Here is a 20,071-nt window from a genome sequence, read left to right on the forward strand (position 1 = left end):
AGAAATGCAGGTCCCTTCGACTACGCTCAGGGCTAGGCTTTTCGACTCCGCTGCGCTCGCTCAGGATGACAATTCTTTGGCAATGCAGGTCCTTCGACTGCGGCGGCTGAGCTGCCTTCAGAGTTTATCGGGTTGCTGTGAAGAGATTATTCACAGTTGCACGTCCGGTGATGGATTGGTGGCATGGAGCCATCGAGGGATGGGATGCAGTGTCCGTGGGGATCGACTTGAGGATTACCGAGTTTGGCGGCGATGCGCTTTTCGAAGCTTTCGGAGATGAAGTGTTCGAGGCGCTCGGCTTCATCGTGAAGCTCCTCGATGGGGTAGTTCAGCACTTCGTAGAGAAATGTTTCGATGAGCCGCACCGCCGTGATCGTGGGATTTCCAGCATGGCTGGCGGCCCAGAGCGGAGCTTCTGCTGCGCTCTCAGGGATGGTGATGGACGGTACGGGAGCGGCCGTGCCTGGAGCAATGGTGACTGCAACGTATCTGAGCAGTCAGGCGGAACGCAGTGCGACGACTGGTGTGGATGGCGGGTTTCTGTTTCTGCAGTTGAATGGGGGCACCTACAGGGTTCAGGTGCAGGCGCCGGAAGACGGGCCGGCGCAACCAGTTCAACGTCGGCTTCGAGACGCAGGTGTCGAAGCTGCTCTCGTTCAGCGGGGAGTATCTGTGGAAGTTTACCTACGGGGCGTACGACTTTGATGTTCTGCTGAACAGCCCGCTGACGTTTCCGACGCAGTTCAGAAAATCGAAGATCGATGGCGCGTTGTTCCGTGCCACGGTGGCGCCGACGCATGGCTTCGCCGGGTATGTGACGGTAAGTCATGTGCGTTCGCGGCTCTTCGGGCCGGAGACGGGAGGGGTGAGCTTCAGCCCACCGTACAGCATTGCGCGTCCGGACCACGATCAAGGCCTGGCGATGAATCTGTACACGCGGTATCAGATCGGGCATCGCGGGCCCGTGGGTGGGGTCTCGTACCGCTACGATGGCGGACTGGTTGCTGTGGCGGTACCGGACATGGCGACGGCGCTGCGCCTGACCGGGGATGAACAGGGGCAGATGGGGCTTCACTGCGATGAGACCTTTGCCACGGTGTCGCAGCCGATACGTTCATGCTCGGGGACGCTGGGGGCTACGCGGGTTCGCATTCCGCGGGCGGGGACGGAGAACGATGACCGGAACCCTCCGCGCATCGCAGTGAGGAACACGACAAATCTCTCGATCGGCCAGGACGATCTCTTTCGCCATGAGGAGCAGAGTCTGAGTCTCCGATTCGACATGGTGAATGTGGGAGATGTGGATGGGCTTTACAACTTTCTCTCCACGTTTTCGGGGACGCATTTTGTGAGTCCGCGGAGCTTTACCGGGCAGATGCGTTACGCGTTCTAGCTGTTCGCGTGGGGGTGGTGGGCTTAGTAGCCGTTGGCGATGAGGTACTGCTCGGTGAGGGTGAAGGTTGCGGGTCTTTCGGCGCGGGCTTCGGCGTACTTGCCGAGGACGTCGACCTCGATGTTGAGTGGGGCGCCGGGGGAGAGGGTGCGGAGGCTGGTGGCGGCCCAGGTGTGGGGGATGATGGCGACCTCGACCTCGTTGCCGCGAATGGCGGCGACGGTGAGGGAGATGCCTTCGATGGTGATGGAGCCTTTTTCGACGACGTAGCGGGTGAGGGAGTCGGGGATGGTGAGGCGGAGGCGATAGTCGGTGGGCTCGGTGCCGGGGGTGTTGGGTTCGAGTGCGATGAGGGTGGCGGTGGAATCGACGTGGCCCTGGACGACGTGGCCGCCGAGGGGGGAGCCGGCGGGGGTGGGAAGCTCGAGGTTGACGGTAGCGTCGGGACGGAGGCGGGAGAGGGTGGTGCGGGCGATGGTCTCGGCGGCGAGGTCGGCGGAGAAGCGCGGAGGGAAGGCGTTGGGCTCGATGTCGAGGGCGGTGAGGCAGACTCCGGAGACTGCGATGGAGTCGCCGGTGGAGAGGCGGCGGACGAGGGATGATGGCGCGCCGATGGTGATGCGGGTGACTCCGGCGGTGGGGGTGAGGCAGAGGACGGTTCCGGTAGTTTCGATGAGTCCGGTGAACATGAGGATAGGGTACAGGAAGATGTCCGACTCTCTTAGGTCCCTGGACTGATGCTTGGACAATGGTTGACTGTGTACGCCGAATGCCTTTGCGGCAGGGGCTGTATACGTGAGACGACACCTGCGGATAGGAGGCCGCGGAATAACTGACTGATTCAAAAGCGGATGTGTTCGGGCGAGGAATGGCTCTCCGGTTGCTAAATCAGATTGCACAAAACATCGGCACGAGGTAAATCTGCGGCACCAGAGGGTCAGGGAGGACTTTGTTCGCCTGTTTGTTGGATCCGGGCGAGCCCTGTGGATGACGCGAATGGGCCCCGTTCCGACTGTTGGAATGCCAGGAGAACTACATGCTTGCTCGGCTTTGTGTTCGAGGACTTTTCCTCCTCTGCCTTGGTTCTACTCTCATCGGCTGCAATAACTCGGGGCTGGATTCGGTTCAGGTTTCGCCGGCGAGCCTGTCTCTGACGGTCGGTCAGACTGCGCAGCTTAAGGCGATGGGAACCTTCGGCAACGCGAAACATCTTTCGACACAGGACATCACCGGGGGCGTGACCTGGAGCTCGAGCGTTCCTGCCGTGGCTACGGTCAGTTCTTCCGGTATGGTGACGGCTGTGGGAGCGGGCACAACAACGATTACGGCCAGCACGACAGCGTACAACGGTCCGGTCAACTCCACCGCAGACCTCACCGTTACAGGATCGGCCGGAGGCACAAATGGGGGAAGCGGAGGAAGCATCCTTTCGCTCACCATCATTCCAAGCGGAATTGTCTTTGGCAGTAAAGGGGACAGCGGGCAGTTCCTGGCGATTGGAACATTCTCGACCGCGCCCACCGTGAGGGATCTGACCAACTCGGTCACCTGGTTTACTTCCGAACCGAATAAATTCCCGGTCACCACCAACAACAGCGGGGCGCCGGGCGGCGGCACACAAAACGGCGGTGTTGTCAGTGCTTACGAAGCAAGTGTAGGCAACGTAGGCGCCGTGATCACTGCGAAAGCAACCGACACGAATGGATCGATAGCCACCGCTACGGCAAACGTCGGCTGCCCTCTGGTCTTACCTGATCCGACCGCCCATCCGCCAGTACCAGGCTCTTGCTTTCAGAATGTCCCACAACTCCTTACGACGCTGACTGTGTACAACGAAGGGTTGAATACCACGAACTGGCTGGTAACTGCTCCATCAGCCACTTGCGATCCGGCCGTTCCGGCGACCTGCACTCCGGTTCTCACTTGCGGCCCCGCCGCTGGAGCTGGCAAGTCAGTCTGCACGGCGACTTATCCCCTGGGGAGCACTGTGACTTTGACTGCCCCTGCACAAACCGGAGTCAGGTTCGGTGGATGGTCCTCCAACTGCTATAACGTTGCGCCTGTCACACAAACCGGGCCCAACACTTGCACGGTCAACTTGTTGACGACCGACGCTACCGTAGGAGCGATCTTCAACTAAGCGCAACCATGCCAGAAACGGCCGCGCTTTGGGGCGGCTTTCTCGGCGGTCTCATGCGGGCACGCGCAAGGGGCGGTCTTCCGAGGGATTGGATTCGCAGATTGTTTCCTGCTCGTGAAATTGACACACATCCGCGATTACCCTTACCCCTGCCAACGCGGAGCTGGTTCCATAATCCTGCGCGCTCTTCGCAACGGTGTTTCGTGGGTCAGGCTTGAGGCCAGGGCTCGCGGAGGTAGCCGGTGACGCGGGCGTCGGGGTCGACGAGTTCGCGGGTGACGTGGTGGAGGGTCTGCTCGAATTGATAGGGGGAGGCGATGCCGTGGGCGAAGGGGATGCCCTGCTCGCCGATCTCGATCTGGGAGTAGAAGAGGACGGCTTTGTCGACGAGGTTCTGGCGGAGGAAGGCACCGTTGAGATGGCAGCCGGATTCGAGGAGGACGCTGAGGATGTTGCGCTCGGCGAGGGTGGCGAGCGCGGCGGGAAGGGAGAGGCGTCCGGCGTGCTCGGGGATGGTTTCGACATCGACGTTGCGGGATACGAGGGTGGCGATGCGGTGGGTGGGGGCGGCGGTGCTGGTGAGGACGAGGAGATCGGAGCCGTGGGCGGGCGAGGTGGCTGCGGAGCGGACGAGGTAGGAGTTGAGCGGGATGCGGAGGTGAGTGTCGAGGACGACGCGCAGGAGCGGCCGGCGGCGAGGCTCGCCGTTGGGGCCGACGACGTTGCTGCGGTCGGTGAGCTTGGGGTCGTCGGCGAGGACGGTGCCGATGCCGGTGAGGATGGCGTCGGCGGCGTGGCGGAGGAGGTGGACCTCGCGCCGCGCGGCGAGGCCGGTGATCCAGAAGGGTTCGCCGGAGAAGCGTGAGGCGGGCGGAGGGGCGAGGCGTCCGTCGAGGGAGAGCGCGGCCTTGAGGGTGACGAAGGGGTTGCGGGTGGAGATGAAGTGAGCGAAGGCCTCGTTGAGTTCGCGGGCCTGCTGCTGGAGGACGCCGGTGGTGACGTCGATGCCGGCGGCGCGGAGCTTTTCGATGCCGCGTCCGCTGACGAGGGGGTTGGGATCGCAGGTGGCGACGACGACTCGGGAGACGCCGGCGGCGATGAGGGCGTCGGCGCAGGGGCCGGTGCGGCCGTGATGGCTGCAGGGCTCGAGGGTGACGTAGGCGGTGGCGCACTGCGTGGAGATGCCGCGTGAGGCGGCCTGCTTGAGGGCGACGATCTCGGCGTGGTCGTAGAGGTCATAGAGGTGGGCGCCTTCGCCGAGGACCTCGCCGTCGCGGACGAGGACGCAGCCGACCTGGGGGTTGGGGCTGGTGAGCGCGGTGGTGGCGGCGGCGAGGGAGAGAGCGCGCTGCATGTAGAACTCGTCCTGTGCAGGCGACGACATATTCTTACAGGATAGCGCGTGGAGAACGTGACGGCGCATCGAGAGGGAAGGAAGCAAAAAGAAGCCCTGGGGGGCCGGGGCTTGTTTGACCGCGTTCGTTTGTGGACGGCGTGGTCAGAACTGGAACTTGGCCCAGAGGCGGAAGTGCTGGAAGTTGGCCTCGCGGGCGTTGGAGACGTTCTGGTACCCGGGGAGTCCGACCTGGGTGACGTTGTTCGTGAAGTAGGTGACGTTGTTATGGTTGCCGAGCTGCTGGGCTTCGCCGCGGAAGAGAAGGGCGCTGCCTTCGAGGTGGGTGAAGGGCGTGGGGATGGCCTTCTCGAGGGCTACGTTCCAGTACTGCTGTCCGGCGTTGGCGTAGCTGTTGCGGCCGATCTCCTGGCGGAGCATGGCGGCTCCGTTGGTGGCGTTGGGGACGAGGAAGTGTACGTCACCGGCGTTGACCGGCCTGAGCGTTCTGCTGCTGTTGTAAGTGGCCTGATCGTAGTAGACGTTGGTGATTCCACCCTGGGCCCTGAGGTAGCTTCCATCGATGCCGACGGTGTTGGCTGGGGCGGATTTGTTGGAGAGGACGGGGCGGTCGTTGGTGGTGCTGCCGTCGCCGTTGATGTCGAAGCCGCTGGTGTTGTAGCTGGTGTAGAGGCCGGAGTAGAGCTGGGTCTGTCCGGAGATGGTGAAGTTGCGAGTGAAGGCGCCGAGCAGGATGTTGGCGAAGGTGTTATCGGAGCGTAATCCGGTGGGCTTGTAGGAGTAGGTGATGACGACGATGTTGCGGCGATCGAAGGCGGAGGCACCCCAGTCCTGGCCAAGGCCGTTGCCGGCGAGGTTGGCGGAGTATTGGGTTGGCGAGGCGAAGGTGGTGTAGACCTCGGAGGTGTCGTCGAGGAGCTTGCCGTAGGTGTAGGCGAAGCGGAAGAAGAGGCCTCGGGAGAAGGCGCGATCGAGCTGCAGTTGGAGGGAGTGGTACTGGGAGTCGCCACGATTGTCGCGGACGTTGATGACGCCGCGGGAGGGATCGATGCGGGAGGCGCCGACGAAGTAGTTCAACTGGCGGGCGGTGTAGAGTTTCTGGCCGCGTGAGGCGACGTAGTTGACGGCGCCCTTGATCTGGTAGGGGAGAGCTCGTTCGACGCCGAAGTTGTACTGATAGGTGAGCGGATTGACGAGGGTGTTGACGGCGCTCGTGACGGCTGAGGCGGGAGTGAGGTTGGGTGTGATGGAGCCGATGAGGTTGGAAGAGTTGGGCAGCCCACCTGGTGCCGTGGAAGTGAGATTTCCTGAGGGGGCGACAGGAGACGCCTGCGCGGAGTTGACGAGGATGTTGGTGAAGAAGGGATCGTAGAAGATTCCGATGCCGCCGTGAACGACGGTCTTGCCATCGGCGAGGAAGCCCATGCGCGGAACCCAGGCGAATCCGATGCGGGGGGCGATGTTGTTGGTATCCTCATTCACCTTGATGTAGGCGTTGATGGGGCCGTAGGGGTTGTTGATGTCGATGGCCGGGTAGGTGAGTGAGTTGAGCGGATTGGTGAGGTAGTCGTAGCGCAGGCCGAGGTTGAGGGTGAAATCGGGCGAGAGCTTGACGTCGTCCTGGGCGAAGGCTGCGATCTTCCAGATGTGTGGATCAGCGCGGGTGGGGCCGAAGGTCTTGGTGGCGGTGCCTGAGGTTCCGAGCTGGTTCTTGAGGAAGTTGTCCATGGAGTTGAGGCCGCCGCCGGCGGTGTAGGTGAGCCTGCCGAGCGCGTTCTGGGCGATGAGATCGATCTCGATGAGGCGCCCGACGTCGGCTCCGATACGGAAGGAGTGACGGCCGCGGGTGTAACCGACGGTGTCCTGGAACTGGTAGAGCTCTTCGATGCGGCCCTGGGGCATGTTCTGGGAGACACCGAAGGCGAGTGGGCTTCCGGTTCCGCTGCCGCCGAGGCCGGTGCCGTTGAAAATGATGTTGTAGAGCTGAGAGAGAGGATTGGCGACGGTCTCAGGGGTTCCGGCGAACTGGGCGTTGATGCGTGTCTCGGAGGCACGGAATTCGTTGAGGAGGTTGGGAGTGAAGACGTGGGTCCAGGTTCCGCCACCGAGTTCGGAGACTCCGAAGTTCTGCGCGTCGAAGCCGGGAAGCGTGGTCTCGTTGAGTGGGAAGTAGGGCGAGAGCGAGTTGCGGTCGTGAATGTAGCGGACCATGAAGGTGTCGCGCGAGCTAAGGGTGAAGTCGACGCGGTACATCCACTGGGTGTCGGGGTTCAGCTGGGGGACGGACTTGCGCAGGAAGGTTCCGGTGGTGATGGCGCAGCCGCCGGTGCATCCGGGCATGGAGCTGACGGAGAGCGATTCGACCTGTCCGGAGATGGGGGTGAACAGGTTGGTGTCGAGATAGGAGCCGTTGTCCAGGTAGCTGAGGTAGAGATTGGCCTGCGCGTTTCCGGCGGCAGCGAGATTCTTGAGGTTGTTGAAGCCGGCGGCGTCGGGGAACTCGACGGGGTTGGAGGGTTGGGTTCCGCCGTAGTAGCGCTGCCAGGTTCCGCCACCGAAGGCGAAGAGCTTGTCTTTGAGGATGGGGCCGCCGATGGTGAAGCCGTACTGGTGGGTGTTGTAGCGCGCCTTGGGGACGGTTTCTCCGGGCGGGATGGGCTTGGCGCGGCGGGACTGGCCGTCGATGGAGTCGAGGCCGGATCCGGTGTAGATCTCGTGCACGCTGCCGTGGAAGCGGTTGGTTCCGTGCTGGGTGATCTGGTTGATGACGGCTCCGCCGGCGCGTCCGTACTCGGCGCTGGAGTCGTTGAGCAGCACGGTGACATTGGAGAAGAAGTCGGGCAGGATGGGCTGAATGGCTTCGCCGCCGAGGGCGACGTCATTGATGTCCTGACTGTCGATCATGAAGTTGTTGGCGCGCGGGCGGGCTCCGTTGACGGTGAGCTTGACGGCACCGTTGCCGCCGATGCCGCCGAGGTTCTGCACGGTGGCGTACTGGCGGGTGACGCCGGGCATCTCGCTGGTGAGGTCAGCGGGATTGAGCGAAAATATGGGGACCTGGTTGAGCTCCTGCTTGGAGATGGTTCCGGAGAGCTGGCCGTTTTCGGTGTTGATGGCGTTGCTCTGCGCCTCGACGGTGATGGATGCGGTGGCTTCGCCGACGGTAAGGGTGGCGTCGTAGGTGGTGACGACGGAGGGGAGAACCCTGATGTGCTGCACGTCGACGGGGGAGAAGCCGGGTTGGGTGACGTGGATGCGATAGTTGCCGGGATTGATGGCCTCGGCGCGGTAGGCACCGGCCTCGGAGCTGCTGACGGTGCGGGTCTCTGCGGTGTCCTCGTTGGTGATGACGATGGTGGCATTGGGGAGCACGGCGCCGGAGGCGTCGCGAATGACGCCTGCGAGGATGCCTTTGCTGGTCTGTGCGTGAGTGCGGCACGGAGTGGCTGCGACGATGCAGAAGAAGAGTAGAAGAAGTGTGAGCCAGACGGGGGCTGAACGGTGACGTCTGGGGCCAAGGACTAAGTGTGTGGACGTAGTCATATGGTTCTCCCTCTCGAATGCGTGTTCCTCGGGGATGGCCTGAGGGCGGCGGGAGAGATCGGCACGGACGGCGAGACGACGATTGGTTGCGGATGGATTGCCCCCGCAAGACTACGTTGTCTGCATGTGAGGTCACATGACTCCCGATGTCAACCCATGTATGCGCTGTACAGGCACGGTGAAGGCCGAAGGGGAGTAAAGGGCGCCAATGTGTGACGAGTGACAGATTTGTGTGATGAGATGCAGCGGAGATGGACTCGGGATGCGGAAAGGACACGGAACGGAGCGTGCCGAGGCTGGCGACCTCCTGAATCATGGAGGCGGAAGGGTTGCGTGATTTGTGCGACGGATTGTGGGACGAGATGCGTTTGGCTGTGACAGACAGCCAGAAATGTCGGGTGAATGGTTGGGAATGAGGGACGGCTGTGAAGCGGGCGATATGGTTTTCGGAATTGGAGGAGGGATGGAAATCCAAGAGTTGGTTGCTGCCCCAGGAGGACAGGGCCGGGATGGATCCTCACTCTCGCGAGCGTGTGTGTGTGTGTGGAAGTGGTGAAAAAGGCTGGCTTAGGCGACGAGGGAGTCGATGAAGGCAGTGCTGTCGAAGGGGATCAGGTCATCGATTTTTTCACCGATGCCGGCGTAGAGAACGGGTAGTTTGAGCTCGGTGGCGATGGCGAGGACGATGCCTCCCTTGGCGGTGCCGTCGAGTTTGGTGAGGACGATTCCGGTGACGCGGGCGGCCTCGGTGAAGAGGCGCGCCTGCTGCAGGCCGTTTTGGCCGGTGGTGGCGTCCATGACGAGAAAGGTCTGGTGCGGCGCGCCGGGAACGAGCTTCTCGGCGGTGCGGCGCATCTTATCGAGCTCCTTCATGAGGTCGGTCTTGGTGTGGAGGCGGCCTGCGGTGTCGGCGATCATGACGTCGGTCGAGCGAGCTTTGGCGGCGGTGAGCGCGTCGTAGAGCGCGGCGGAGGGGTCGCCTCCCTGCTTTGTCTTGATGAGGGGGACGTCGGAGCGCTGCGCCCAGACCTCAAGCTGCTCGATGGCGGCGGCGCGGAAGGTGTCGGCGGCGCAGAGCAGGACGCTGCGGCCCTGCGACCTGTAGAGGTTGGCGAGCTTGCCGGTGGTGGTGGTCTTGCCGGTGCCGTTGACGCCGACCATGAGGATGACCTCGGGCGGAGTGGCGGGGTGCTGAATGGGGCGGGCGGATGATCTTCCGGAAGCCGATTCCGGCTGGACGTTATCGAGGATCTGCTTGAGCTCGGCCTTGAGGAGCTCTTTGAGCTGGGCACCGCTCTCGATGCCGGTGCGGAGGGCGCGCTGGCGGAGGTTCTCCATGATGATGGCGGTGGTGGCAGAGCCGATGTCGGCGGCGAGGAGACGCGGCTCGAGAGCGTCGAGCGAGGCCTGGTCGACCTCGCGGGTGAGCGCGATGACGGAGCTTATGGATTCGGAGAGCGATTCGCGGGTGCGGGTGACCGCCTGCCTCATGCGGTCGAAGAGGCCACGTTTCTGCTCTCCCGGTTCGGCGGCGGTGGTGTCGGGCTTTTCGGGTTCGGTGGGGCGTTTGCCGAAGAGTGAAGAGAAGACCATGCTCGGTCTAGTTTATCGGATGGGCCGATTGGTATGATGACAGCGAGGCATGCGACCATGGCGACATCGACGCTGGTTCCCCTGAAGGAGTATCTGGAGACGAGCTATCGGCCGGACCGCGACTGGATCGACGGGGAGCTGAGGGAACGGAACCTGGGTGAGGGGCAACACGCCAGCGTGCAGAAGTTTTTGATCCTGTTCTTGGGGAACCGCGAGAAGGACTGGGGATTCGCGTGCTTCCCGAGCAGAGGGTTCAGACGTCGGAGAACCACTAGCGGATTCCGGATGTTTGCGTGGTGCGGGCGAGCGATCCGTTTGAACAGATTGTGCATAGCGTGCCACTCGTGTGCATCGAGATACTCTCGCGCGAAGACCGGATGAGCGAGATGCAGGAGAGGGTGGACGATTATCTGGACATGGGCGTGAGGGTGGTGTGGCTGATCGATCCTCGGCGGAGGAAGGCTTATTCAGCCGATTTTAAGGGGCTGCATGAGGTAATAGGGCCGCTGCGGGTTCCGAACACGCTGATCGAGGTGCCTATCTCGGAGGCATTTCGGGAGCTGAACGAGCTGGAAGGCCTGGCCTAACCGGCGAGTGGAACCGCGACGGTCAAGCTCGGTGTTGGATAGTTACTCTGGTCCTCCGGCACAATCTCCTGTCCTCTGTGGCCGATCACCAGAACTGTTGCAAGGATAATCAGGACCAGAGCGATTGCTGCAGCGACGACGACGGGGAGAAACCGTGAGTAGTTCGGTCGTTGCTCGGGATCACCGCGAATTGATTTCATCAGGCTGACCATGCATCGTTAGATGCGGTATGCATGGCGAAGGTGGGGTGCGCTACTCGTCGCGGCCTGGGCGGGACATCAGCTCGCGGATGGCGTCGCTGGGTCTGCGATTGTGGTGAAGGATGGCGTCGACCTGCTCGGTGATAGGCATCTCGACGCCGTAGCGCGCGGCGAGGCCGAGTGCTGCATGGGTGGAGCGGACTCCTTCGGCGACCTTTCCTCCCATGCCGGCGAGGATGTCGTCGAGCTGTCGGCCGCGGCCTAGCTCGATTCCGACGGAGCGGTTGCGTGAGAGCGAGCCGGTGCAGGTGAGGACGAGATCGCCGATGCCGGAGAGGCCGGCGAGGGTCTGGCGGCGGCCTCCGCAGGCGACGGCGAGACGGGTCATCTCGGCGATGCCGCGGGTGATGAGGGCGGCGGCGGAGTTGTGGCCGAGGTTGAGGCCGTGGACGACTCCGGCGGCGAGGGCGATGACGTTCTTGAGCGCTCCGCCCAACTCGACGCCGGTGACGTCGTCGTTGGTGTAGACGCGCAGGGAGGGAGAGGAGAAGTCGCGCTGGATGGTCTGGGCGAGGCGCGGATCGTGCGCGGCGGCGACGATCGCGGTGGGGATGCCGGCGGCGACCTCCTGGGCAAAGGTTGGGCCCGAAAGCACGGCGCAGGGGGTCTCGGTGATGGAGGCGACGACCTGAGTCATGCGGAGGAAGGTGCTCTCCTCGATTCCTTTGGAGGCGGAGAGGATGATCTGGTTGCGCGTGAGCAGCGGGGCGATGTGCGAGATGATGCCGCGCAGATGTTGCGAGGGAGTGGCGCAGAGCAGGATGTCAGCTTCGAAGATGGCGGCGGGAAGGTCGCTGGTGACGTGGATTCCGGCAGGCAGGGTGAAGCCGGGGAGATAGGGAAGGTTTTCGCCGGCGACGTGGAGCTGCTCGGCGAGCGCGGGCGAATGCGACCAGAGGCAGAGCTGATGGCCTCCGCGGCGGGCGAGCGAGAGGGCGAGGGCGGTGCCCCAGGCACCGGCGCCGAGGATGCTGATACGACTCAAGCAGCTACCCTGGGAGCGCCGAAGCGGTGTTCTGTGCCCGCGAGGAGACGGCGGATGTTCTGGTGGTGCTTGAGGATGACGATGAGCGGGATGAGGATGTAGCCGGCGACGACGATCGGCGTTCGCGCGGGGGCGTGCGGGAGAGCGAAGAACGGGAAGACCGCTGCGGCCACAATGGAGGCGAGCGAGACGTATCGGGTGAAGAAGACGATGACGAGGAAGACAGCCAGCAGGTAGAGGACGGTGGTGATGGGCACGAGAGCGAAGAAGACGCCGAGCGCGGTGGCGACGCCTTTGCCTCCGCGGAAGCCGAGCCAGATTGGAAAGACGTGACCGAGGACAGCTGCCAGCGCGGAGCAGACGGCGATGTCATATGCCTGTGGGAAGCCGTAAGGAGCGGCGATATGTTGCGCGATGACAACGGCGGCGAATCCCTTGAGCGCATCGAGGATGAGGGTGAGGATTCCAAGGCCTTTGGCTCCGGAGCGCGCGACGTTGGTGGCTCCGATGTTGCCGCTGCCGGTGGCGCGGATGTCCTGCTTGCGAAAGATGCGAACGAGGAGATAGCCGAAGGGAATCGAACCGAGGAGGTAGGCAAGCGGAATGGAGAGAAGCCAGGGGGTCATGGGGAGCGTCCCGAACGTTGAGTTTATCAAGAGCTTGCAGTCGAGCGTAAGGCGTTGAGCGGCATGGTGTGGAGAGATCAGAGACGGTCGGCTTCGAGTAGCGTGCGGCGGATGAGCTCGAGCGCATGCTGCGTGGCCCACCAGCGGATGCGGTCGCGGTCTCCTGGCAGATGGAGTTCCTTGACGATGGTCTCCTTTGCATCAGCAAGGGCAATGTAGACGAGGCCGATGGGTTTTTCGGCGTCGGGGCCGGTGCCGGGTGTGGGGCCGGCGATGCCGGTGATGGCGATGCCGAGCGAGGCTCCGGTGCGTGTGCGGATGCCTTCGGCGAGCGCGCGGGCGACGGGTTCGCTGACCGGGCCGGATGTGGCGACGAGTTCGGCGGGGACGCCGGCGAACTCGGTCTTGAGCGCGTCGTTGTAGACGACGGCTCCGCCGAGGAAGTAGCGCGAGCTTCCGGGAACGGCGGTAAGTCGCGAGGCGAGCAGTCCGCCGGTGGCGCTCTCGGCCGCGGCCAGGGTGAGATGGCGGAGGCCAAGCATGAGGAGAACGACCTCTTCGAGGCTCTCGTTCTGCGAGGAGAAGATGGCGTCTTCCATCTCGGCCTCGATGCGGCTGGCGAGCTCGTTGACGCGGGCCTGGGCCTCGGCGAGCGTGGCTTTGGCGGCGACGAAGTGAAGCTGAATCTCTCCGTGGCCGGCGAGGATGGTGGTCTCGACGTCGGTGTACTCGCGGTAGATGGGAGCGGTGCGCGCGTCGACGTGCGATTCGGGGATGAGCGGCATGCGGAGGACGCGACGGGCGATGTATCGCGGGGGAAGGGTGGCGGCGAGCAGCGGTTTGACGGCCTGCTCGAAGAGCGGCTTGAGCTCGTCGGGAGGCCCGGGCAGAAGGATGACGATCTTGCGAAAGCCGTCGACGGATGTGTCGACAAACTGGCCGGGTGCGCTGCCTTTGGGGTTCACGAGGACGGTGGCGCCGTCGAGGATGTCGGCCTGTTTGGCGTTGTTGGGCGGCATCACCATCTGGCGCGCGGCGAAACGTTTGTACAGCGAGGTGAGGATGGCGGGGTCGCGGCGCAGCGAGATGCCGAGCGCGGCGGCGGCGGCCTCGCGGGTGAGGTCGTCCTCGGTGGGGCCGAGGCCTCCGGAGAAGAGGACGATGTCGGCGCGGGAGAGCGCAGTGCGAGCAGATGCGGTGAGGTGCTCGAGGTTATCGCCGACGATGGTCTTGAAGGCGACCTGGACGCCGAGATCGTTGAGCTGCGCGGTGAGAAAGAGCCCGTTGGTGTCCTGCCGGTGCGGGGTGAGCATCTCCGAGCCGGCTGCGATGATTTCGGCGATCATGGTTGGCGGTTGGTGTCCTTGCGGGTGCGAGCGGGCTTGAGGTACGAGGCGTCGATGTGAAGCCTCCTGGTCCATGATAGAGAGTTTTGTCTCGTGGGGACGCTGATTCTGTCAGGAAAGCTTTGTCGCTACGCGGCGAAAGGTGAGGTTGATGCGGAAGGGGCCAGTGAGCGGATGTGTGCTGGCGGCGATGGGAGCGACGCCGTGATAGATGAGGCGCGCGGGGCCTCCCCAGACGAGCGTGTCGCCGTGCTCGATGCGGATGCGTCGCGGGGTGTCGGTGCGTCGGAGTGTGCCGAGGAGGAAGGTTGCGGGAAGGCCGAGGGAGACCGAGACGATGGGGTGGGTGTAGTCCTGCTCGTTCTTGTCCTGATGGAGGGAGAGACGCGTGCCCGGAGCGTAGCGATTAATGAGGCAGGCGTTGGGGGTGAAACGGGGGAATGCGGCCGTGGCTGCGGCGCGCTGGGCGAGGTGAAGGAGTGGGGCGGGCATCGGCGGCCACGGCTTGCCTGTGAGCGGGTCGTGCGCGGTGTAGCGATAGCCGGTCCGATCGGTGATCCAGCCGAGGTCTCCGCAGTTGGTCATGGCAACAGACATGGTGTGGCCGCTGGGGACGACCATGTTGCGGAAGCGCGAGTCCGCAACGACGGTGGCGATGGCGTCGAGAAGCGCGGGTGCCTCTTCGCGGCAGAAGGCGCGGAGGAGAGTGACGCCTTCGGCGAGAGTCTCGATGGAGGGCTGGGCTTCGCCGGTGAAGAGGGAGTTGCTATCGGGCATCATGGAAGATGACTCCTAAGGTGAAGCGCTGGACTGACCGAACGAGTAAGTAAGGGGCGCCGCGTCCTTCAGCTTCCAAGGACAGCCTCCGATGACCGCAGCCAACGGGAGACATCGGGGCGATGGGCAGATTTGGTAATCCCTTTGTTTCCGGAAGCGTCAAGCCATCGCGAGAAATTCCAGCAAAGAAAATCAGGTTTTCTTCAAGGAAAATCAGGTTTTTTCCAAGACTTCGCGTAGCATGTGCGGGAGTATGGGCTCACGCAATGTTTGCAGTCTACAGGTGAACTTCATTAATCCGGGCCGGGTCACAGAAAAATCAAATAACAAGGAGAACGATCAATGAGATATCGCATCTTGTTAGGTGTCCTGTGCTGTTTCCTGTTTTTGAACCCAGCTATTGCGCAATTTCCTTCTATTGCGCAATTTCCTCAAAGCACCTTCGGGCAGTCCATCGAAGGAACCTGGATTTCCCAACTGACCGACTCATCGGGTCACGTCAGCCTATTCGAAGTCGGAACCTTCTCGCCGGACGGCTCCTATACCGGCGCCAACGTCAATGGTTTGCACTCGACCCATATGGGAGTCTGGCGGCGCATCGGGCACCGGAAGTTCACCATGACAGTTATGTTCTTCACCCACGATGCGCAGGGAACGTTCAACGGCATCATTAGAGCACGTATCTCGGTGACACTGGCTGAGGACCGAAACTCCTACGACTCGGTAGCCGAGCGGACCGTGATGGATACTTCGGGCAATGTTCTGTCCGTAACTCCAGGCATCGTGGGGCACGCCGTTCGGATGGAATTGCTTCCGCCGCCGGAGTAAATGCGTTTTGAATCGGATCCCTCGCTCGGGCGTGGCCGAGGCGTTCACGCCCGACAGCACCTTGACCCAACCCCAAAAAAAGTAAGCCGCTATACCCCGCTGGTTTGTCCCGAAGTGTTGCGCTAAACGAAGAAGCTGCTTTCTTGGAGAGAAGCAGCTTCTTCGTGCAGGACGGGTTGCAGTTAGACCGTGGGGGCCCAGCCCTTCTCGTACTCGCGTCCCCAGTGCTTCATCGCCTCGTCGTCATTGAGAACGTGGCCGCTCTTCGGGTCAAGGGTGAGTCCGCGGTTGAGCTCCCAGGCTACATTGGAGAGTTGCAGCATTGTGACGGCGACGTTGCCGACCTCGATGGGCGCGTTGAGCTTTTCGCCTTTGCGGATGCCATTGATGAAGTTGAGGAAGTGCATGTCGGTCATTGAGTCGGCACCGACGAGGTCGGCGGACTCGGAGGATTTGCTGGCCTTGAACTCGCTGGTCTTGGTGCCCTTGAGGTCGTAGATCTCGTAGCCTCCACGATCGACGACGACGGTTCCGGTGGTTCCCATGATGGCGGAGCCGCGGTCACGGTTGTAGAACTTCATTCCCTGGCAGCACTTGCCCTCCCAGGAGATCATCTTGTCGTTGTAGTTGAAGTCGGTGATGAGCGTGTCGTAGAACTGCCAGTCGTCCTTGTAGTGGTAGCGGCCGCCGCGGGCGGAGATGTGTGTGGGATAGTCGACGCCGAGGATCCAGCGGCAGACGTCGACCTCGTGCGTGCCGTTGTTGAGCGTCTCGCCGGTGCCCCAGTGCCAGAACCAGTGCCAGTTGTAGGGGTGGTAGTTGTCCATGTATGCCTTGCGCGGTGCGGGGCCCTGCCAGAGGTCCCAGTCGAGTGTGGAGGGCACGGCGACGGGCTTGCCGGTGCCGATGGACTTGCGCGTGTTGCTGTACCAGGCCTTGGCGTAGTAGGGGCGGCCGATCAGGCCTTCCTTGACTTTCTGTACAACCTCGATGGTGTGGGGAGAGGAGCGCTGCTGGCTTCCCATCTGAACGAGCTTCTTGTACTTGTCGCGCGCGGCGACGAGCATCTCGCCCTCGGCGGGGTTGTGGCTGCAGGGCTTCTCGACGTAGACGTGCTTGCCGGCTTCAACGCCGGCGATGGCCATGGGCGCGTGCCAGTGGTCGGGCGTCGCGATGGTGATGGCGTCGACGTCCTTCGCGGCGAGGACCTTGCGAAAGTCCTTCTCGGTGGCGGGCTTGGTTCCCATCGTGGCTTCGGTCTTGGTGGCGAACTTTTCGAGGATGGGCGTATCGACATCGCAGACGTGGGTGATGCGCGCGTCCTTCTGGTTCGCCTTGAGCGAGGAGAGATGGGCGTAGGCGCGGCTGTTGAGGCCGATGACGGCGAAGTTGACACGGTCGTTGGCTCCCATGATCTGGGCATAGCTTTTTGCGTTTGAGCTGACGGCTACACCGGCGGCGCTTACAGCGAGGGTGTCGAGGAATTCACGTCGGGTGATCACGTTCGTATCTCCTGTGGGACTTTAGTTCGATCTTTGAAGCAATAGGGCGTGGAGCGCCGGAAAAAACGTTTGAGCTGCGGTGCGAAATAAATGTACACGAGTTCGTCAAGGGTCGGCCAGAGGCTTGAGAAGAATGCAAAAGAACGCATTCGGAGGCCGATGCGCCTTTTGCTGGAAATGAAGGAGGTTAAGACGGCGGCGCGCGCAGGGTGAGCGTCAGTCGATCAGGGAGCGGCCTTCGATATCGAGGGCCACGTGATAGAGCGCATCGCGGGTTGCCAGCGCGGCGCAGCCATCTTCGAGGAAGGCGAGGCCGACGAGGTTGTTGCCCGACAGCGCGAGTGAGGCCTCGCGCGCCGGTGTGATCCGGACGATGCCGCGCTGCCCGCGCAGACTGGCAGCGACGTACAGGTTGTCGTGGACATCGAAGGCCAGGCCCTGGGCGCGGCCGAGTCCCTGGTAGAAGACGGTGGTGCTGCCGTCGCGGTCGATGGCGTGAACGGCCTGGTTCGAGGAGGTGGTCGGGCCGGTGACGAAGAGGGTTCCGGCGGCGTTGAAGGCCACGTGGTAGGCGGCGATCGACGGCTCGAGCGTGGCAAAGACGAAGATCTCGCGGCTGGAGTTGATCTTGAAGATTGTGCCGGAGCGGTCGCCGACGTAGAGGTTGCCGTCGCGGTCGAAGGCGATTCCGGTGGCGATTCCCATGCCCTCGGCGTAGGTGGAGATGGCGCCGTCGGGAGAGATGCGGTAGACGGTGCCCTCCGCGCGCGAGCTGGCGTAGAGATAGCCCTCGTGGTCGAAGGCGAGTCCTGTGGGGTTCATCAGCTCGCGGACGAAGGGGACCATCTGGAAGTCGCGCTGGATGCGGAAGATCGAAACCGGTGTGGCCTGTCCACGCGCGCCGGACAACGTGGTGAAGACCTGGCCGTTCGCGTCGACAGCGGGGTTCGCAACGGGGTGAAGGTTTTCGGCCATGGGGACGGCGACGCGTAGGGGAAGCGAGTTGGAGCTTGCGCCGTTGCGATGCAGGATGAGGTCGCCGGAGATGGTTCCCTCGGGGATGTGAACGGTGGCGCGGGTTGGGCGGCTGAGCGTGACTGGGGCGAAGACGTCGCCGATGCTGGCGTGGGGGATGCGATGGCTGCCAGGATCGAGATGAGTGCCGATAAGCTCGACCTCTCCGCCGGGCATGGCTGCGGGTGGCGCGATACCGTTGATGCGAGGAGCGTGGGCCGAGGTGGAGTTGAAGAGACTCATCCGGACTCAAGGGTAGACTGCCAGCCGGGGCATTACAAGCTTCGCGGCCCGGCGGAATGCGCCGCTAGAAGAATAGACGTAGAAGCTGAGCGAACAGGAGCGCCAGTGCGCCCGCCGCGACGTCGTCGAGCATGATGCCGGTGCCTTGGGGTAGGCGTTCGAGCTGGCGGACGGGCGGGGGCTTGAGGATGTCGAAGGCGCGGAAGAGCAGGAGCGAGAGTGCGGCGTGACGCCAGTCGGCCGGGATTGCGATGAGCGCGATGAGCTGGCCGGCGGCTTCGTCGATGACGACGTGGCCGGGGTCTTTGCGGCCGGACTCGCGCGCGACGATGGTGGCGGCGGGGATGCCGATGAGAGTGACGGCGATTGCGGCGATTGTGGTGCCGATTGCGAGAACGAGGGGCTTCGGCTGGAGGAGATGCGCGGCGCCGTACCAGAGCAGCAGTGCGGTGATCGAGCCGTAGGTTCCCGGGCCGGGCTTCAGCAGGCCGGCGCCGAAGAAGGTTCCGAGGGTCCAGGCCCAGGGGGTCTTCTTCGCAGCTGGCGGATGGAGTTGTTCGGTCGAGTTCGGCACCAGGCGTCCTAGTCCTCGTCGCTGCCGTTGGGTTTGTTGCGCTGGGAGCGGGAGAGCTCTTCGAGCAGGTCGGGATCCTGGATGGGAGTCGAAACCTTGTAGTCGCCGGAGGCCCACTTGCCGAGATCGATCAGACGGCAGCGGTCGCTGCAGAAGGGGAAGTCTTCACTGCCGACGAGGACCAGGGTGCGGCAGGTCGGGCAGCGCAGGTCCTTGGTCTTTGATGTGGACGCCTTTGGCATAACTGCTAGTTTAATCCTTCCTGGCGGCCGGCGTCCCTGGGTGAGATGCTGTGGCACCGTGTGCGTCTAATCAGTGCGAGGTGCCTTATGTGTAGAATACGTGCTTCCGCTCATAGAAAGTGTGCCAGTGTTGTGTTGTTGCTTGCGTCGCTCTCTGCTTTGGTGGAAACATCAGGGGCTTCGCAGCAGAGCACAGCAGTAACCGAGTTGCAGCCGCTGGCGGCTGGTATTACTTTGCCGGTGCAGATTCGCAGGACGCTCAGTGCGGGCAAGGTAAAGGCGGGAACCGTCTTTTTTGTTACGACGACGCAACGCGTTCCGGTCTCCGCGAGTGCTTACCTCAATCACGGCGCGAAGGTCCGGGGTGAGGTGGTGACGTCCGAAGCAGGGGATGGGACTGCAGCGCATCCTTCCGTGTTGACCATCCGGTTTACGGAGTTGAGTTATCGGGGCAAAACGGTTCCGGTAGAGACAAGGGCGATTGCGGCGGCCCACTTTATGCACGTCGGCGACACGTTTCTCCCGACGGGCGGCGGTGGGGATAACGGCAACGCCAGCCAGGCAAACTGGAACACCCGGCAGGTTGGTGGCCAGGAGGTCAACCGGTCGGGCTGGGTCGGAGATGTGAGCAACAATATGATGCAAAAGGTCGGCTATGCCGATTACCACGGTGTCTACAGTTTGCCGGTCAGTATCGAGGGCGCGATGGTGCCTCGCGCGATGGGCGTCTTTTCTACGACCGCCAAGGGGCTCTATGGATACGATATGGGAGCCCAGATGGAGTCATCCGGTGGACGTATCACGATCACGAATCCGACGGAGCGTGCTGTGATCCGGAACCATGATCAGTTGCTGCTTGAAGTTGTTTCCTCTCGTTAGTTAGTGGCCGTTCTCACGTGCGACAGCGGTCTGAACAGAAGGGGATGTCCTCATGCCACGAGGACCAGAGTGCGGCAGGTCGGGCAGCGGAGCGCTTTCGTCATTGCAGTGTCGATGGTAAATCTGTGCAGGCGGCGTGTGGTGCTACCGTCCTGTATTGAGGCTGGCGCATCCGGTTGTAATCA

20 protein-coding genes are annotated in these 20,071 nt (G+C 62.8%); 6 read left to right on the forward strand and 14 right to left on the reverse strand.

The window, feature by feature from the left end; all coding sequences use genetic code 11:
- Positions 1–146: 146 nt before the first annotated feature.
- Positions 147–365, reverse strand: a complete 219-nt coding sequence (locus tag Q363_RS40025) for a metal-dependent transcriptional regulator (protein WP_245632004.1) — start codon at positions 363–365, stop codon at positions 147–149.
- Here Q363_RS40025 and Q363_RS37745 point away from each other — a divergent pair.
- Positions 355–705: a carboxypeptidase-like regulatory domain-containing protein gene (locus Q363_RS37745; RefSeq protein ID WP_084079921.1), complete on the forward strand. Its 351-nt coding sequence runs from the start codon at positions 355–357 to the stop codon at positions 703–705. The genes Q363_RS40025 and Q363_RS37745 overlap by 11 nt on opposite strands.
- Entirely contained in the window at positions 638–1,393 is a 756-nt protein-coding gene (locus tag Q363_RS02835; RefSeq protein WP_245632005.1) for a hypothetical protein, read from the forward strand. The genes Q363_RS37745 and Q363_RS02835 overlap by 68 nt, the downstream gene beginning before the upstream one ends.
- A 23-nt stretch (positions 1,394–1,416) precedes the next feature.
- Here the strand turns inward: Q363_RS02835 and Q363_RS02840 are convergent, their stop codons facing one another.
- Positions 1,417–2,142 (reverse strand): riboflavin synthase, encoded by a 726-nt coding sequence (locus Q363_RS02840; RefSeq protein ID WP_342667377.1) that lies wholly within the window; start codon positions 2,140–2,142, stop codon positions 1,417–1,419.
- A gap of 287 nt (positions 2,143–2,429) precedes the next feature.
- Between Q363_RS02840 and Q363_RS02845 the strand changes: the two genes are divergently transcribed.
- Positions 2,430–3,533 carry an Ig-like domain-containing protein gene (locus Q363_RS02845; RefSeq protein ID WP_035347817.1) on the forward strand — a complete coding sequence of 368 codons (1,104 nt, stop codon included), beginning with the start codon at positions 2,430–2,432 and terminating at the stop codon, positions 3,531–3,533.
- A gap of 208 nt (positions 3,534–3,741) precedes the next feature.
- Here Q363_RS02845 and ribD read toward each other — a convergent pair whose 3' ends face one another.
- The 3 genes from ribD to ftsY all read right to left on the reverse strand — a co-directional run bounded on the left by ribD (position 3,742) and on the right by ftsY (position 10,023).
- On the reverse strand, positions 3,742–4,917 hold the full coding sequence (gene ribD, locus Q363_RS02850; RefSeq protein WP_035347818.1) for a bifunctional diaminohydroxyphosphoribosylaminopyrimidine deaminase/5-amino-6-(5-phosphoribosylamino)uracil reductase RibD: 1,176 nt from the start codon (positions 4,915–4,917) through the stop codon (positions 3,742–3,744).
- A 114-nt stretch (positions 4,918–5,031) separates the two neighbouring features.
- On the reverse strand, positions 5,032–8,430 hold the full coding sequence (locus tag Q363_RS02855; RefSeq protein ID WP_051978287.1) for a TonB-dependent receptor: 3,399 nt from the start codon (positions 8,428–8,430) through the stop codon (positions 5,032–5,034).
- 567 nt (positions 8,431–8,997) lie between these two features.
- Complete coding sequence (gene ftsY / locus Q363_RS02860) at positions 8,998–10,023, reverse strand: signal recognition particle-docking protein FtsY (RefSeq protein ID WP_035347819.1); 1,026 nt, start codon at positions 10,021–10,023, stop codon at positions 8,998–9,000.
- A gap of 293 nt (positions 10,024–10,316) precedes the next feature.
- Here ftsY and Q363_RS43655 point away from each other — a divergent pair, with 293 nt between their 5' ends.
- A complete protein-coding gene (locus Q363_RS43655) occupies positions 10,317–10,610 on the forward strand; it encodes a Uma2 family endonuclease (RefSeq protein WP_245632006.1) in 294 nt (97 codons plus the stop codon).
- On the opposite strand, the gene Q363_RS02870 is transcribed toward Q363_RS43655, so the two are convergent.
- The 5 genes from Q363_RS02870 to alkB all read right to left on the reverse strand — a co-directional run bounded on the left by Q363_RS02870 (position 10,607) and on the right by alkB (position 14,607).
- Positions 10,607–10,810, reverse strand: a complete 204-nt coding sequence (locus tag Q363_RS02870; RefSeq protein ID WP_157466493.1) for a hypothetical protein — start codon at positions 10,808–10,810, stop codon at positions 10,607–10,609. The genes Q363_RS43655 and Q363_RS02870 overlap by 4 nt on opposite strands.
- A 52-nt stretch (positions 10,811–10,862) precedes the next feature.
- Positions 10,863–11,855, reverse strand: a complete 993-nt coding sequence (locus Q363_RS02875; protein ID WP_035347821.1) for an NAD(P)H-dependent glycerol-3-phosphate dehydrogenase — start codon at positions 11,853–11,855, stop codon at positions 10,863–10,865.
- Positions 11,852–12,481 carry a glycerol-3-phosphate 1-O-acyltransferase PlsY gene (gene plsY, locus Q363_RS02880; RefSeq protein WP_035347822.1) on the reverse strand — a complete coding sequence of 210 codons (630 nt, stop codon included), beginning with the start codon at positions 12,479–12,481 and terminating at the stop codon, positions 11,852–11,854. Before plsY ends, Q363_RS02875 begins: the two co-directional genes overlap by 4 nt.
- A gap of 77 nt (positions 12,482–12,558) precedes the next feature.
- Entirely contained in the window at positions 12,559–13,827 is a 1,269-nt protein-coding gene (locus Q363_RS02885; protein WP_035347823.1) for a competence/damage-inducible protein A, read from the reverse strand.
- 111 nt (positions 13,828–13,938) lie between these two features.
- Positions 13,939–14,607 carry a DNA oxidative demethylase AlkB gene (alkB, locus tag Q363_RS02890; RefSeq protein ID WP_084079923.1) on the reverse strand — a complete coding sequence of 223 codons (669 nt, stop codon included), beginning with the start codon at positions 14,605–14,607 and terminating at the stop codon, positions 13,939–13,941.
- Between the two features lie 339 nt (positions 14,608–14,946).
- On the opposite strand from alkB, the gene Q363_RS02895 reads away from it, so the two are divergent.
- Entirely contained in the window at positions 14,947–15,432 is a 486-nt protein-coding gene (locus Q363_RS02895) for a hypothetical protein (RefSeq protein WP_035347824.1), read from the forward strand.
- Between the two features lie 182 nt (positions 15,433–15,614).
- Here the strand turns inward: Q363_RS02895 and Q363_RS02900 are convergent, their stop codons facing one another.
- The 4 genes from Q363_RS02900 to Q363_RS02915 all read right to left on the reverse strand — a co-directional run bounded on the left by Q363_RS02900 (position 15,615) and on the right by Q363_RS02915 (position 19,007).
- On the reverse strand, positions 15,615–16,934 hold the full coding sequence (locus Q363_RS02900; RefSeq protein ID WP_035347825.1) for a Gfo/Idh/MocA family protein: 1,320 nt from the start codon (positions 16,932–16,934) through the stop codon (positions 15,615–15,617).
- A gap of 216 nt (positions 16,935–17,150) precedes the next feature.
- Positions 17,151–18,191: an NHL repeat-containing protein gene (locus Q363_RS02905; RefSeq protein ID WP_035347826.1), complete on the reverse strand. Its 1,041-nt coding sequence runs from the start codon at positions 18,189–18,191 to the stop codon at positions 17,151–17,153.
- A 64-nt stretch (positions 18,192–18,255) separates the two neighbouring features.
- Entirely contained in the window at positions 18,256–18,765 is a 510-nt protein-coding gene (locus Q363_RS02910; RefSeq protein ID WP_035347827.1) for a phosphatidylglycerophosphatase A family protein, read from the reverse strand.
- Positions 18,766–18,773: 8 nt separating this feature from the next.
- The gene (locus tag Q363_RS02915; protein WP_035347828.1) at positions 18,774–19,007 is read right to left on the reverse strand and encodes a DNA gyrase inhibitor YacG; all 234 of its coding nucleotides are present in this window, start codon (positions 19,005–19,007) and stop codon (positions 18,774–18,776) included.
- 132 nt (positions 19,008–19,139) lie between these two features.
- On the opposite strand from Q363_RS02915, the gene Q363_RS02920 reads away from it, so the two are divergent.
- The gene (locus tag Q363_RS02920) at positions 19,140–19,886 is read left to right on the forward strand and encodes a hypothetical protein (RefSeq protein WP_157466494.1); all 747 of its coding nucleotides are present in this window, start codon (positions 19,140–19,142) and stop codon (positions 19,884–19,886) included.
- Positions 19,887–20,071 lie beyond the last annotated feature (185 nt).

The sequence above is a fragment of the Edaphobacter aggregans DSM 19364 genome, assembly GCF_000745965.1.
Taxonomy (GTDB): domain Bacteria; phylum Acidobacteriota; class Terriglobia; order Terriglobales; family Acidobacteriaceae; genus Edaphobacter; species Edaphobacter aggregans.